This window comes from Microbacterium sp. KUDC0406 (assembly GCF_021582875.1).
Lineage (GTDB): Bacteria > Actinomycetota > Actinomycetes > Actinomycetales > Microbacteriaceae > Microbacterium.
This window is the reverse complement of sequence record NZ_CP091138.1, coordinates 339,448-353,219: the sequence shown is the minus strand read 5'-3', so window position 1 is coordinate 353,219 and position 13,772 is coordinate 339,448. Positions and strand designations below refer to the sequence as shown.

The 13,772-nt window shown below is 69.5% G+C and carries 12 protein-coding genes, 1 tRNA gene and 3 pseudogenes; 5 read left to right on the top strand and 11 right to left on the bottom strand.

Annotated elements, in window-relative coordinates; translation table 11 throughout:
- Positions 1 to 27: 27 nt before the first annotated feature.
- Positions 28 to 213: a hypothetical protein gene (locus L2X99_RS01890; RefSeq protein WP_236125296.1), complete on the bottom strand. Its 186-nt coding sequence runs from the start codon at positions 211 to 213 to the stop codon at positions 28 to 30.
- Positions 206 to 3,918, bottom strand: a pseudogene (locus L2X99_RS01885) (AAA family ATPase). Before L2X99_RS01885 ends, L2X99_RS01890 begins: the two are co-directional and overlap by 8 nt.
- Positions 3,919 to 4,097: 179 nt before the next feature.
- Here L2X99_RS01885 and L2X99_RS01875 point away from each other — a divergent pair.
- Together L2X99_RS01875 and L2X99_RS18080 are read left to right on the top strand one after the other, a co-directional pair.
- Positions 4,098 to 4,529 carry a methylated-DNA--[protein]-cysteine S-methyltransferase gene (locus L2X99_RS01875; RefSeq protein ID WP_329608195.1) on the top strand — a complete coding sequence of 144 codons (432 nt, stop codon included), beginning with the start codon at positions 4,098 to 4,100 and terminating at the stop codon, positions 4,527 to 4,529.
- Positions 4,505 to 4,618, top strand: a complete 114-nt coding sequence (locus tag L2X99_RS18080; protein WP_329608161.1) for an MGMT family protein — start codon at positions 4,505 to 4,507, stop codon at positions 4,616 to 4,618. The genes L2X99_RS01875 and L2X99_RS18080 overlap by 25 nt, the downstream gene beginning before the upstream one ends.
- Positions 4,619 to 4,673: 55 nt before the next feature.
- Here L2X99_RS18080 and L2X99_RS01870 read toward each other — a convergent pair.
- Positions 4,674 to 6,291 (bottom strand): annotated as a pseudogene (locus tag L2X99_RS01870) (solute symporter family protein).
- Entirely contained in the window at positions 6,288 to 6,635 is a 348-nt protein-coding gene (locus tag L2X99_RS01865) for a DUF485 domain-containing protein (RefSeq protein ID WP_236125299.1), read from the bottom strand. Before L2X99_RS01865 ends, L2X99_RS01870 begins: the two are co-directional and overlap by 4 nt.
- 35 nt (positions 6,636 to 6,670) lie before the next feature.
- Here L2X99_RS01865 and L2X99_RS01860 point away from each other — a divergent pair, with 35 nt between their 5' ends.
- Together L2X99_RS01860 and L2X99_RS01855 are read left to right on the top strand one after the other, a co-directional pair.
- On the top strand, positions 6,671 to 7,600 hold the full coding sequence (locus tag L2X99_RS01860) for a LuxR C-terminal-related transcriptional regulator (RefSeq protein WP_329608109.1): 930 nt from the start codon (positions 6,671 to 6,673) through the stop codon (positions 7,598 to 7,600).
- A 52-nt stretch (positions 7,601 to 7,652) separates the two neighbouring features.
- Positions 7,653 to 7,997, top strand: coding sequence for a histone-like nucleoid-structuring protein Lsr2 (locus tag L2X99_RS01855; RefSeq protein ID WP_236125301.1), 345 nt, complete (start codon positions 7,653 to 7,655; stop codon positions 7,995 to 7,997).
- A 61-nt stretch (positions 7,998 to 8,058) separates the two neighbouring features.
- Here L2X99_RS01855 and L2X99_RS18455 read toward each other — a convergent pair whose 3' ends face one another.
- The 6 genes from L2X99_RS18455 to L2X99_RS01825 form a co-directional block, all read right to left on the bottom strand.
- Positions 8,059 to 8,313, bottom strand: a complete 255-nt coding sequence (locus tag L2X99_RS18455; protein WP_442923480.1) for an ATP-binding cassette domain-containing protein — start codon at positions 8,311 to 8,313, stop codon at positions 8,059 to 8,061.
- Positions 8,217 to 8,639: an ATP-binding cassette domain-containing protein gene (locus L2X99_RS01845; RefSeq protein ID WP_236135560.1), complete on the bottom strand. Its 423-nt coding sequence runs from the start codon at positions 8,637 to 8,639 to the stop codon at positions 8,217 to 8,219. Before L2X99_RS01845 ends, L2X99_RS18455 begins: the two co-directional genes overlap by 97 nt.
- Before the next feature lie 118 nt (positions 8,640 to 8,757).
- Positions 8,758 to 10,362 (bottom strand): hypothetical protein, encoded by a 1,605-nt coding sequence (locus tag L2X99_RS01840; RefSeq protein ID WP_236135559.1) that lies wholly within the window; start codon positions 10,360 to 10,362, stop codon positions 8,758 to 8,760.
- Entirely contained in the window at positions 10,359 to 11,669 is a 1,311-nt protein-coding gene (locus L2X99_RS01835) for a hypothetical protein (RefSeq protein WP_236135558.1), read from the bottom strand. Before L2X99_RS01835 ends, L2X99_RS01840 begins: the two co-directional genes overlap by 4 nt.
- The gene (locus L2X99_RS01830; protein WP_236135557.1) at positions 11,666 to 12,268 is read right to left on the bottom strand and encodes a hypothetical protein; all 603 of its coding nucleotides are present in this window, start codon (positions 12,266 to 12,268) and stop codon (positions 11,666 to 11,668) included. Before L2X99_RS01830 ends, L2X99_RS01835 begins: the two co-directional genes overlap by 4 nt.
- The gene (locus L2X99_RS01825) at positions 12,265 to 12,792 is read right to left on the bottom strand and encodes an RNA polymerase sigma factor (RefSeq protein ID WP_236125306.1); all 528 of its coding nucleotides are present in this window, start codon (positions 12,790 to 12,792) and stop codon (positions 12,265 to 12,267) included. The genes L2X99_RS01830 and L2X99_RS01825 overlap by 4 nt, the downstream gene beginning before the upstream one ends.
- 92 nt (positions 12,793 to 12,884) lie before the next feature.
- Between L2X99_RS01825 and L2X99_RS01820 the strand changes: the two genes are divergently transcribed.
- Positions 12,885 to 12,958: transfer RNA gene (locus L2X99_RS01820), tRNA-Arg, on the top strand.
- Between the two features lie 209 nt (positions 12,959 to 13,167).
- Here L2X99_RS01820 and L2X99_RS01815 read toward each other — a convergent pair.
- Positions 13,168 to 13,664, bottom strand: a pseudogene (locus tag L2X99_RS01815) (HNH endonuclease).
- Between the last annotated feature and the right edge of the window lie 108 nt (positions 13,665 to 13,772).

Genomic DNA, 13,772 nt, shown 5'->3' with positions numbered 1-13,772 from the left:
CGGGAGCGGCCTTCTTCGTCTGTGCCCTCAGTAGTGCGGCGGCACCTCGCGCCGCATCCGCTCGTCGTTGGGTCCCTTCTCTGCGGTCTCATCGGATGCCGCGGCGTCCCGATCCCGTTCGTCCGGCTCCGCCCAGGTGTCGGGCGCGGGCGTCAGCTTCGCGCGGCGCGAACCCGGGACCCGCACGACATGCTGACGCTCCCCGTCAGCCATCCCTGCCGAGGTCCATCGGCTCGGTGTCGTGCTCGGCGCGCGCGGTCTCGGCCGAGATGCCGAGCACCTCGGCGATGCGGCCGGCGACGGTCGCGGGATCGCTGTACAGGTCGAAGGCGTGCACGCGCACGTAGTGCCAGCCCAGCCGGCGCAGCACGTGCGGGCGCAGCCGCAGGCTCTCACGCAGCGACTCGCCGCGCGACTCCGGGTCGGGCTCGATGACGACCGCCTTGCCCGAGTACTGCGCGACCAGCGGCAGCAGTCCTCGGTAGTCCACGTCGACCGATGCGCCGAGCCGGCGCAGTTCACGAGCCAGGGCCAGGGTCAGCGGGTCGGCGAGATCCTCGAGCCTGGCGTCACGCCCGCGCACGGCGAGACCGCCGAGGATCGACATCAGCGTGGCCGCGCCGTACTCCAGCCGGCCCTCATCGAACGCCGACGGCCGAATGGAGGACACGATCACCATCGAACGGCGCGCCCGGGTCATTCCGACCGTGAGCAGCCGCTCGCCGTCAGACGACGACAGGTCGCCGAAGTCGCTGAGCACCCGGCCGTGCTTGGTCAGGCCGTAACCCAGCGAGAAGATCACCCGGTCGCGGCTCTCGGCGACGGATTCCTCAAGGGTGAGCACCGCGAACGGCTCGGCGGTGTCGCGGCCGACGAAGCCTGCGACGTCCGACCGGCCGGCGAACGCGGTCGTCACGGCCGCGCGCACGCGTTCGGCATGACGACGACTCGCGGTCACGACCATCAGCGTGTCCTCGGGCCGGTGCACCGCATGCTCGACGACGAGCGTGACCACCCTGGCGACCTCGGCATCCGGACTCTCGACCGCACCGGTCACCGGATCGGGCGCTCCGACGCCCCGCTCCACGTAGTCGACGGTCAGGCTTCCGCGACCCAGGTAGGATCCGGCCCAGGGAAGCGACACGATCTCGCCGCCGTAGAAGGCGTCGTTGATCAGCTCGGCGAGGTCCTCACCGCCCGCGCGGTAGCTGCGGGTGAGCGTTGTCACGGGGAACAGCTCCGCGAGCCGCTCGAACACCGAGACGTCGTCGAAGGCCACCTCGGGCTCCCAGGACTCGTCCCGGTCGGTGGCCACCTCGAACGGCGTCGGACGCTGGGTCACCGGATCGCCGAACGCCACGACCTGCCTGGCGCGCCGGATTGCGGGAGCGGCCTCCGCGAGGTTGATCGCCGCGGCATCCACCAGCAGCACGGCGTCGAACCGGATCTGCTCGGGGATGTCCGGCACCTCGTAGGGCGACGAGATCCACACCGGAGCGAGCACCTCGGTCAGGCGCGGCGCGGCCGACACGATCTCGGCCGCCGTCGCCTGCCCCTGCTTCAGGGCGCTGCGCAGGTGCTGCGCCTCCTGCGGCTCGTCGACCACGGCGATGCGCCACTGGTTCGCGAGGTTCCACGCGAGCAGCGGACCGGACATCGCGGCATGGGCCTCGTCGACGAGGCGGAAGTCCTTCTCGAGCCGATCTACGACGGCGGTGTTCGCGCCGAGCAGCGCCCGCTCGTCCTGCAGCGAGCGCTCCAGCAGCGATTGCCACCAGGCGAACTCGAGTTCGTCGGCGACGCGGTCCTCCGGCACGTGACGCACCGAGAGCTCGGTCAGCAGCGGCTCGAGGCCGAGCGCGGCGAGCTCATCGCGCAGCGTCGCCCGCTCGACGAGGTTGTCGAAGACGTCGGACTTCGCCGCGAGCCCGGAGAGCGTGCGCACGAGACGTGCGACGGGCAGAGACGAGAGCGGCTCTCGACGCCCGATCGCGGCATCCAGCTCTCCGAGCTCGGCGTGCACGCGCTGCCAGGCGACCTGCACGTCGGCGAGGCCGAGCGGAACCTCCGGCGCGACGCCGGCCTCGACGTAGCGCTGCCACTGCGTGCGCTGCTGCTGGATGCGCAGCAGCGCCTCATGCATCTCGGAGACGTGCGCGCCGGGCCGCACGTACTCCCGGGCGAGCCGCTTGAGCTGCCGGCGGGAAGCCGATGACATCCCGGGCGCGTCCCGCCGGGAGCCGTGCGCCTGGATCAGCTCGCCGAGCGGACGTTCGAAGACGGTGGGGCTGAACCTGTCGAGCGTGTCCCTGATCCCCTGCAGCAGTCGCAGGTACTCGCCCATCTCGTCGATCGTGGCGAACGGACGCATCCGGGTCTGGGCGATCAGCTCGTACCCGCGCTCGAGCAGGGCGGGAACGGCGGTGCCGTGCAGGCGTCCGGCGAGGGCGTGCGCGCTGCGCGCCGCCTCGGTGGTCTCGAAGGTGACTCCGTACCAGGGCGAATCATCCGGTCCGAACCGGAACTCCCCGAGCCGAGCGGCCTGAGTGAGGCGGTCGGCCGCGGCACTGCGCTCCCCCGCGAGTCGCTCGAGAGCGGGAAGCCCCAGCCGCGCTGTGGTGGAGGGTGGCACGGGCAGGGAGGCCAGACGGGTGAGGTTGCGCGTGGCCTCGAGCACGGAGGCGCCCGTCGCTCCGACTGGCGAGATCAGTGCCTGCCGGTACGAGCGCAGCACGGTGCGCAGACGCACCAGGGCGTCGTCCACGTCCGCCACCTTCGGCTGAGTGGCCTTCTCGCAGCGTGCGATCGCGCGCACCAGGTCGCGGCGGATGGATGCCGGTGACACGGCGAGTCCGTCCAGGCCGATCCCGCTGAGCCTGTGCCGGACTCCGTCCAGCGTCGATCGGCGGGCCGAGACGACCAGCACCCGCTTGCCCGCGCGCACCAGTTCGCCGAGGGCGTTGATCACCGTCTGAGTGCCGCCGGTGCCGGGCAGAGTGGCGACGACGAGCGATTGACCGGAGGTGATCCGCGCCAGCACGGTCTCCTGTTCGCCGTCGGCATCGAGGAGCAGAGTGTCGGATGCCGGTGCGCGGTCGTCCGGGCTGCTGACCGGCACCGCGGCGCGCCGCTCCGCGAGGCTCTCGCGATCGTCGACGTGCCCGGCGAGCGCGTTCAGCACGGGGTGATCGAGATCGGCCATGTCCCGGGCCATCGGGCTGGCGACATCGGCGAAGGTCGAGACGATCAGGCGGGGCTGCACCGAGAAGGTGTCGATGTGCCTGGTCAGAGCACGGAGCTGATCGATGACGGGCTGAGGCTTGAAGATGCCCCCGTCGTAGGCGAGCGTCGCGAGATCGGCGGCGTCGAGGGAGAGTCCGAAGTGCTCTCGGGCCAGGCGGACGATCTCGGGGTTGACCTCGAAGACGCCGTGCAGCTTGAGTTCGAAGTCCGAATGGTGCCGGCGGATCGCGAGTGGACGCAGCAGCACCGGGGCGGAGAAGTCCGTCCCCCGATCCGCCAGCGCGCGATGCCGACCGCCAGTCGCACCGCGTCGATGCCGCGCACGGTGCGCAGTTCGGTGTTGCGCGCGGTGATCCGTTCTGCGGCGAGGCGCGCGGTGCGCAGGCCGACCTCGTCGCGGAACAGGTTCGAGAGCAGTGTGGAGCGGCCGGTGATGAACTGGGGCAGGCTGCCCGGGTGCGCCTTCGATATGTCGATGCCGTTGTCGCCACGATCGCGGAACCCGGTGAGCGAGGACCGACCGCCGAGATCCGCCGCCTCGGCGCGCAGACGGGTGCGCTCTGCTTCGGCGGCATGCGCGATGTCCACCCCGGTGCCGTTCTCGCCGAGCTCGCCCAGGGTCACCGCGGCATCCGTCTCTGCGTCTCCCGCCGGTTTCCCTTCACGTCGCCACACACGTCACAGACTAGGCGCGCCGATGTGCTCACGCTGGTATCCCCGGCCGGTTTTCCGGTATTCCCGGGGGTTTCGACCTTCACTGCACAGGTCGGATGCGGCGATGAGTGCTCCACAGATGCGGAGCATCCTGCGGTTCAGCCCCGCGCGCCGTCCGCGCACAGCGACAGGATGGACCCATGACCTTCCGCTACGACTTCGCGCAGACGCCGTTCGGCGATGCTCTCACCGTCTTCTCCGACGACGGCCTGGTCTGCCTCGACCTCTCCGAGACCGTCGATCCCCGGGCGCCGTGGCTCCTTGATGACATCTCCCAGCGCCTGCATCAGATGCCCGAGCCGGATCCGGGTGCGGCCGACGAACTCGCGCATCTGCTGGACCGCTACTTCGAGGGCGAGCCCATCAGGTTCGACGAGCAGGTGCGGCTGGACTGGCGCCTGATCGAGGGGTTCCCCCGTGCCGCATTACAGGCGATCTGCGGCATCCCGTGGGGCGAGACCCTCAGCTACGGCGAGGTCGCGGTGCTGGCGGGCAGTCCGGGGCGGCCCGAGCGGTCGGCACCGCGTGCCGGAACACGCCCTTCTCGATTGTCGTGCCCGTGCACCGCGTGATCCGCTCCGACGGCACACCCGGCCATTACGGAGCCCACCCGGAGCGCAAGCGGTTCCTGCTCGACCTCGAACAGCAGGTCGCCGCATGAACGACGCGGACCCCGGCGTGTAGGCCGCCGGGGTCCGCGTGATCGTGGTTCTCGCTCAGTGCTCCACAGCCTTCTCGGCTCCGAAGCCGGTGAGCGAGCGCACCTCCATCTCGGCCGCCAGCGTGCGCGACTCGGCGGTCTTCGACGTGACCGTGCCCAGCCACCCGAGGAGGAAGCCGAGCGGGATCGAGACGATGCCCGGGTTGCTCAGCGGGAAGACCGCGATGTCGATACCGGGGATCATCGAGGTCTCCGAGCCGGAGAACACCGGGGAGATCACGATCAGGCCGATCGCCGCGATCAGGCCGCCGTACATGCTCCAGACCGCGCCGCGTGTGTTGAACCGCTTCCAGAACAGCGAGTACAGGATCGTCGGCAGGTTGGCGGATGCAGCGACTGCGAAGGCGAGCGCGACCAGGAACGCGATGTTCTGGCTCTGAGCGCCGATGCCACCGACGATCGCCACGATGCCGATCACGATCACCGTGCGGCGCGCGACCTTGACCTCGCCGTTCGGATCGGAGACGCCGTCACCCTTCTTGCCCTTCTTGATGACGTTCGCGTAGATGTCGTGTGCGAACGAGGCCGCCGCAGTGATCGTGAGACCCGCGACGACCGCGAGGATCGTCGCGAACGCCACCGCGGAGATGAAGCCCATCAGGATCGGGCCGCCGAGCGCCTGTGCCAGCAGCGGAGCCGCCGAGTTCACGCCGCCGGGCGCGCCGAGGATGTTGTCCGGACCGACCAGCGCGCCGGCACCGTAGCCGAGCACCAGAGTCAGCAGGTAGAAGATGCCGATCAGCCAGATCGCCCACACCACCGATCGACGAGCCTCCTTGGCCGTGGGGACCGTGTAGAAGCGCATCAGCACGTGTGGCAGACCGGCGGTGCCGAGCACCAGTGCCATGCCGAGCGACAGGAAGTCGACGGGGTTGGCTCCGTACTTCAGTCCGGGCCCGAGAATCTTGTCGCCGGCCGGCGACTCGGCGACGGCGGCCTCGAGCAGGGTGTTCAGGTTGAACCCGTTCAGCGCGAGAACCCACACCGTCATCGCGATCGCACCGGCGATGAGCAGCACCGCCTTCACGATCTGCACCCAGGTGGTGCCCTTCATGCCGCCGATCAGCACGTAGACGATCATCAGCACGCCGACGACAGCGATGACGATCGACTGCCCGACCTTGTTGTCGATGCCGAGCAGCAGCGACACCAGACCACCGGCGCCGGCCATCTGCGCCAGCAGGTAGAAGAAGCAGACCGCCAGGGTCGTGATCGCCGCGGCCATCCGCACCGGACGCTGCTTGAGCCGGAACGAGAGGACATCGGCCATCGTGAACTTGCCGGTGTTGCGCATCATCTCGGCGACGAGCAGCAGGGCGACCAGCCAGGCGACCAGGAATCCGATCGAGTACAGGAATCCGTCATAGCCGTTGACCGCGATGGCGCCGCAGATGCCGAGGAAGGATGCCGCCGGAGAGATAGTCTCCCGCGATCGCGAAGCCGTTCTGCGGGCCGCTGAACGAGCGTCCGGCTGCGTAGTAGTCCGCTGCGGTCTTGTTGTTGCGGCTCGCGCGGATCACGATGAACAGCGTCACGGCGACGAATGCGCCGAAGATCGCGATGTTCAGGATCGGATTGTTCTCGACCGTGGTGACGGCGGAATGGATGCTCATACCTCGGCCTGCACCTTCTCGAGTTCTTCCCTGATCGCCGACGCCTGCGGATCGAGGCGCTTATTCGCGAACGAGACGTACCACATCGTGATCGCGAATGTTGTGACGAATTGACCGAGCCCGAACAGCAGGCCGACAGTGATGTCACCCCACACGCGCTGACTCATGAAGTCCGTGGCGAATGCGGCCAGCAGCACATACGCGAAATACCAGACGAGGAAGAACGCCGCGAGCGGGAAGATGAACGAGCGCTGGGTCCGTCTCAGCCGCTGGAACCGCTCCGATTCCTGCATCGCGAGGTAATCGATCCCGTCCGGAGGAACGGTGTCATTCTGATCTGTCATGGGGCCTCCTTGCCGCATGTCGACGAGGCGCAGCGGTGCGCCTCACGAGTGATAGGGTCGACGCTACGAAAGGGGCGAACGGTGCCGTCACCCCCGAAAGTTGGTACTCGGTGAGCACGACTTCTCAGATGGAGTCCGAAGAACAACTCGTCGCCGGCGCGGTGCGCGAGCTCTCCCGTCGTACGCGGTTCCCCGTGGCGTTCGGGGGGCTGGTCGAGCGGGGCGTGGTCTCGGTCACCACCATCGTCGGAAACCGCACGCGCAGCCTGGACGGTCTGCGTGTGCGACCGGATCGCGGACTCGGCGGACGGGCGATGTCCGAGCTGCGCCCGCGCATGACGAACAACTACCGCACGTCGCAGCAGATCACCCACGACTACGACATGTTCGTGCTCGGGGAGGGGCTGCGGACCCTGCTGGCAGTTCCCATCATCGTCGGAGGCCGCCCACGCGGAGTGCTCTATGCAGGTGCGTGGGAGGAGTCGCAGATCGGCGGCATCACCACGGCACCCGCGATGACGGTGGCGCAATCGCTCTCGAGCGAGCTGCGCGTCAGAGACGAGGTCGAACGACGCATCACCGAGCTGTCCGCCCCGACGGATCTGGCCCCGTCGCAGAAAGAGGAGCTGCGGGAGAGCTTCGCCGAGCTGCGCAGCGTGGCGGCATCCGTCGAGGACGCGGAACTCCGCGCGCGGCTGGCACGTGTGGAGAATCGCCTGCTGGCGCTCACCGGAGACGCTCATCCGCCGCAGACATCGCCCATCCCGACGGTGCATCTGTCCCCTCGGGAACTCGATGTGCTCTCCTGCGCCGCACTCGGATCGACGAATGCCGAGATCGCCGCGCAATTGGGTCTGCGAGAAGGCACCGTCAAGGCTTATCTGGGTACGGCGATGTCGAAACTCGACGCATCGACACGGCATTCCGCGGTCACCCGCGCACGACGCGCGAATCTTCTTCCCTGAAACGCGGCGGGAATTCTTGCGAACGTGAATTCCGTCGTTTACGTTTGACGGCATGGCTCGAAGAATTGTGCACCAGCTGGTCGACGATATCGACGGAACCCTGCTCGAGGTCGGCGACGGCGAAACCATCCATTTCTCGATCGGCGGCACCGCCTACGAGATCGACCTGAACGACGCGCACGCGGAGGAGTTCCACGCCGCTCTCGCTCCCTACATCCAGGCGGGCCGCCGCGCCGGTTCCGCCGGCGCCGGCCGCAGCGCATCCGCGCGACGCAGCGCACCGCGCAATTCCGACACCGCCGCCATCCGCGAGTGGGCGGGCGCGAACGGCTACAAGGTGTCCGAGCGCGGCCGCATCTCCGCGGAGATCGTCGAGGCCTACCGCGCCGCGCACTGATGCCTCGACGAGGGCCCGGGCACCGCATCGCGCGGGTCCCGGGCCCTCGTCCCGTCCAAGCTCAGGCGAGGACCGTCCTGCTGTCCGCAGCGTCGATGAGATGCTGGTCGTGCGATGCCACGAGCACCGCGATGCCGTCGTCCGCGAGTCCGCGCAGCAGCGCGATCAGCTGATCGGCGGTGGCCCGGTCCAGGCTCGCCGTCGGCTCATCCGCCATGATCACGGCCGGCTGCAGCAGCAGCGCCCGGGCGAACGCGACCCGCTGACGCTCGCCGCCGGAGAGCCGGTCCGGATAGTGCGTGGAGCGAGGGCCCACACCGAGCCTGTGCAGCAGATCCCTGGCGCGACGCGACAGCGCTCGAGTGCGCCGATCCGGCACTGCGGGAGAAGCACGTTCTCCAGGGCGGTGAGCCCCGGCACCAGGCTGCCGCGCTGGTCGAGATAGCCGACGTGCTGCCGTCGACGCGTCGTCACGACATCGTCCGCCAGCCCGGTGATCTCCAACCCCGCCCAGCGCACCGCGCCCGCGGCCGGAGGCACCAGTCCAGCGGCGACCCGCAGGATGCTGGTCTTGCCGGAACCACTGCGCCCAGCGAGGCAGTGCATGCCGCCGCGGTCGAGAAGCAGGTCGTAGTCCGACACGATGCGCAGTGGATCGACACCCGGTCGCTCGAACTGGATGCCGACTCCGCGCAGCTCCAGGGCGGCTCCGCCTCGATCATCCGCCGCTCCGCGGGCACGGCATGCTGCGTCTCCGTGGTCATCGTGAGCCCCCTCCGTGGCGGAATCCGAATGTGATGAACGCGCTCAACGCTGCGGCGGCGAGCGCGACGACTGCAGAGACCCACGCCACATCGAGGAGCACGACCGTCAGCGCGGCGAGCGCGGCGATGCCGAGCATCGCGGGCAGGGCGATCGCCAGGCCCTCGGCCCGCTGCGCGCGCGCGATCTGACGGCCGGTCCAGCCCATGGCGCGCAGCGCCCGCCATTGCTCGGCCCGACGGGCGAGGTCTGTCCGGCGGGTGATCCGCGCGAGCATGATCCCGCCGATGACGCCGATCACGCCGAGCGCGAGCTGCGGACCGAGCTGCTGCGCACCGATCAGCACGGCGAGGCCGCTGGCGCCGATCGCCGACTGCGCGGTGCGCACGGACTCGGCGAGCGTCCCGGCGGCGAGCCCGATCACGATGGTCGCAAGCAGCTGTACGACCGCGGTGAACGGGTGCACGCCCACCTGTCGGACACCGAACCCGAACACCGTGCGCGCACCGAGTCTGCGCGAGCGAGCGTCCTTGGCGCGCGCCGGGTGCGTTCGGGTGGAGGACAGGACCGCGACCGTGGATCCTGCGGCGATGGCGGCGATCGCGCAGCCTGAGGTGATCGCACTCACCCCGCTGCGGCCCGACAGCAGCCAGGCGCCGACGGCGATGACCACGACGACCAGAGCGCCGGGCAGCTCCTCCGCCGCGAACCAGCGCACGACCTTCTGCCGCGTGAAGCCGATCTCCCGCATCACGACGGACTGCGCCCGGCGAGCGGGGACGGCGGCGAGCTGCGTGGAGATCATCAGCAGGACGCCCGACCCGAGCGCGATCGCAAGCATGGTCCAGGATGCGGCGGAGATCGACAGCGAGACCCGCGCCGCAGCGCCGAGCTCCGACCATTTCTGCGTCATCGTCCCCAGCGAGCGGACCCGCTGCGCCGCGCTCGGGTCGTCGGTGCCGAACGCGTAGCCGCCCACGAGCACGTCGGCGTCAGCAGGACTCGAGCCTGCGACGATCGTCGCGGTGAGGCCGAGATCCTCGATGCGCTGGGCGACGTCGACGACATGCTGCCGGCCGCTGGCGTCGTAGCGGTCGAGGCCGCTCACCCGCACCCGGATGGCACTGATCGGGGTCTTGTCCTTCCAATAGGTCGCAGAATGGATGGATCCGATCGCCACGGTCCGTGCTGAGACGAGTCCCAGGCCGGACAGGCTGGGTCGCATGGTCTCACCGGCGTGCTCGCCCCCGGTGAGCGTCGTGTCGACCGGGGCGTAGGCGCCGAGTGGCACATGATTCGCGGCCTCCTCGTCGACTCCGAGGTCGGCGGGGTCGAAGGATCCGATCGGGACGGCCAGCGAGTAGTCCTCGTTCCGCATGGATGCGTCGCTGATGATCTGCGGCTCGGCGTACATCGACTCGGCGCCGGGCTCGGCGCCGTCACCGACGAGGTGGAGCTTGCCCTCCGGTGCGTTCGGCGGTCGCACGGGATCGATGAACCCGACGTCGTCCAGACCGATGCCCCCGCCGGCCTGCTCCGCATAGCCCGCGCCCCTCTGCTTGCCGACGACGCGGATGTACTGGCTGTATGCCGACAGCGTCACCGCCTTGTTCGCTGCGGGGTCCTCCCCGGCCAGGTGAGGACGTCCGCTGCCGAGGAGAACGGATTCAGGATGCTGGACACGTCGGCGACAGTGCTGCCGATCTCCTCGCCGGGAGCACCCGACGACACGCTGTCCGGCACGACGTATCCGACCGTCGCCGCGCGCTCAGTGGGGCCGAAGGCCTCCAGGTCGATGCGGACGGTGAGCTGTGCGATCTGCGCCTCGCTGATGATGAGCGGGGTGATTCCCTCGCCTTCGAAGCTCTGGCGGATCGTGGCGTCGTAGTCGAGAGCGTTCTCGGAGTAGAGCTGCCGCCACTCGCGAAGCATCTCCTCATCGGTGCCCTCCGGATGCACCATGTCGCGCAGCATGCCGTCGAATCGGTCGGCGAAGGCGCCGCCCTCCCGGTGCGCCCAGGCCGATACCCGAGCCATGTCGACGGGCGTCGTCGTGTCGACCGCGACGAGCGGGTCGAGGAAGTCGCCCCGGTCGCCGAGGAGACGCCGCTCCGATTCGGGATCGACCAGGGTGATCCGCGTGGTCGAATCCGGGACGGCCGGCAGGTTGAAGGCGATCGCGTCGTCGCCGGACGTCGCGAAACGCGCGCCCCAGGCATCGTCGGAGGGGAAGTTCACCGAGGGACCGGTTCCGAACATCCGCCATCCCTCGCCACCGCACATGCGCTCGACGAGGGCGGGATAGCGAGCGGGATCGACGTAGACCTCCACGGTGTCGGTCAGTCCGTACGCCACTGTTCCGGCATTGGCACGACAGGTCTCGACGTCCTCGGCCGTGGGCGGCGGAGTCCCGGTGCCGTCGAGCACGAGCGGGATGCTGCGCCTGTCGACGATCCTCTCCCCCAGCCCATCGTCGGTCGTGTACGTCGTCGTCAGGCGAAAGGCCTCCGGCTGGTCCGCCGCCGCTCGCACCTTCTCCTTAGGGATGGCCAGCCACACATCGGCCCGTTTCAGCGCGGGCACCAGCACCTCCCCGATCGGCGCCGCGACATCCACTCCGTCGAGCCCCTGCACCCGCTGCCACTGGGCGAGGGTCATCCCCTTCTCGCCGCCGGCGAGGGCGTTCGGCGGCAGCATCCCGTCGACATCGGCCAGCTGGTCGGTCGCGGTGACGAGGATGTCGTAGTCGCCGCGCCAGTTCTCATCCACCGTGCTCGCCAGCATCGTCGCCGCACTGCCGTGCACACCCGCTGCTGCGAGCGCCGTCGCCGCGAGGAGCACGACGGCGGTCACCCGCAGCGGCTGGCGCAGCAGTCGGCGCAGAGCGCCGGGTACGCGAGTGCGGCTCACCGTGAGCCCGCCGAGCAGACCACGATCGGAGGCGAGGACCCCGCATCCGGCGGTGCGACCAGCACGACCGTCGCGTCCCCGTCCCCGCAGACTCGCACCGGGGTGGCGGGGTCTGCGGAGATGGTGCCGAAGGACGCCGCCTCCACGGTGAAGCGATCTGCGGCATCCGCCTTCAGAAGCCTCGTCGCGATCGCGACGAGCTGCACCGGACTGGATCGTGCGATGCGCGCGGTCTCGGACGCCAGAGTCGAGCGGGCGTCCGCGCAGACCGCCATCGCGTCGACGGATGCCGCCGGGTCCGCCCGATAGGACACGGTGAAGTAGGCCGGGGCCGAAGCATCCGCACCCTCCACGCAGCTGAGCTGCCGAGTCTCCGACACCTCCACGATCGGTGCCTGGTGCGGCGGCCGATGGCTCTGCGCGATCGCGTACGCGGCCGCCGAGCCGCTCAGCAGGGTCGCGGCGACCAGCGCGGAGACGCCGACGCGGGCGCGGCGACGGCGACGGCGGTCGAGCTCGTCGATGCGCTCCTCGACCTGCTCGCCGATCACGGCGAGCGCGGCATCCAGGTAGACGCCCTCTTTGGGCCGCTCGCTCATGACTCGCCCCGCAGCGACAGCCGGATGCCGGCACGCGCACGCTGCAGACGTTTCGCGAGTGCCGTCGTGCTGAGACCCAGGTGCTCGGCCGCCTCATCGTAGGAGTACCCCTCGACGAGGCAGAGCTGGATGATCCGCTGATCCATCCCACCCAGTCTCTCGACCGCCTGACGCACCCAGCTGAGCTCCTCGACCCGCTCCTGCCTCGTGGCGTCGCCGGGAAGCAGGGACTCGTCCAGCGGCAGCGCCGCACGACGGCCTCGGATCACGTTCCGGGCATGGTTGCGGGCAGTGACGAGCAGCCAGGGCAGTGCGGAGGAATCCACGACCCGCACCTGCTTCAGCCGCCGCCAGGCGACCACGAAGACCTCCTGCGCGACGTCCTCGGCGTCGTCATCGGCGCGGAGCATGCTCCACGCATACAGGTAGACCGCCTTCGCGTGCCGCGCGTACAGCGCCGAGAACGCCCCACGATCCCCGCGCCGGGCAAGCCTGATCAGCTCGGCGTCGGCGTCGTCGTACATGCGTCCTCACGGGGTTCGGTGGGCTCTCACTCTGAAGTGTCGGCTGCACTCGAATCATGACATGCGAGTTTCTCGCTCTAGACTTGTCCTGCGCCTTCGTAGCTCAGCTGGATAGAGCAGCCCTCTCCTAAAGGGCAGGTCGCAGGTTCGAATCCTGTCGAGGGCACGGATGCGTAAAGGGCCGCCCGGAGGGTGGCCCTTTACGCATCCTCACCCCTCGTCAGGCGGGGCCCCGTCGCGCAGGAGGCTCCGCGCGCCGCCCCTTTCGCGCAACGCGACCTCTTCCTGCCATCGGCGGCGCGTGGAGGGCGCGATGGGGACGCGAGGGCACGCGCCGCCGCAGGTGGCGTCCCGGCACGCCCCGGTGCGGCGCTCCTACGCCGCCAGCGCCAGGTACGGCTCCCAGCACGGATCGCTGCGCTCGGTGCCCCGCACCGTCCAGGCGGTGCCGTGCGGCGGGCGCGGCGTGCTGCGCAGCTCCCAGCCCATCTCCTGCGGAGTGCGGTCGCTCTTGACGTTGTTGCAGCGCAGGCAGCAGGCCACGAGGTTCTCCCAGGAGTCCACTCCCCGCGGGAACGGGGCAGGACGTGGTCGATGGTCGAGGCCGCCTTGCCGCAGTACCCGCATCTGTGACTGTCCCGGCGCAGCACGCCGCGCCTCGTGACCGGCACCCGGCGCGAGAAGGGGACGCGCACGTATCTCGACAGGATGATCACCGCGGGACGATCGTAGGAGCCGTGGGAGGCCCAGACGGGATCGCCCTCCACCCGCTCGATGACCGTGGCCTTCTCGTTCATCACCAGGACGAGGGCTCTCTTGAATGAGACCACCGCGAGCGGTTCGTAGCCGGCGTTCAATACCAGTGTGCGCATCGTCATCCTCTCGATCCGCCGGGATGGCTTCCCGGCACTCTCGACTCACACGACGTCGTGCAGGCAGCAGACGACCACGGGATGACGAAAAAGGCGCCGTCTCAGAGA

Coding starts and splice junctions, on each gene's coding strand:
- L2X99_RS01890 (WP_236125296.1), bottom strand. CDS start 213: ATGGCTGACGGGGAGCGTCAGCATGTCGTGCGGGTCCCGGGTTCGCGC.
- L2X99_RS01875 (WP_329608195.1), top strand. CDS start 4,098: ATGACCTTCCGCTACGACTTCGCGCAGACGCCGTTCGGCGATGCTCTC.
- L2X99_RS01865 (WP_236125299.1), bottom strand. CDS start 6,635: ATGACAGATCAGAATGACACCGTTCCTCCGGACGGGATCGATTACCTC.
- L2X99_RS01855 (WP_236125301.1), top strand. CDS start 7,653: ATGGCTCGAAGAATTGTGCACCAGCTGGTCGACGATATCGACGGAACC.
- L2X99_RS01830 (WP_236135557.1), bottom strand. CDS start 12,268: ATGAGCGAGCGGCCCAAAGAGGGCGTCTACCTGGATGCCGCGCTCGCC.
- L2X99_RS01825 (WP_236125306.1), bottom strand. CDS start 12,792: ATGTACGACGACGCCGACGCCGAGCTGATCAGGCTTGCCCGGCGCGGG.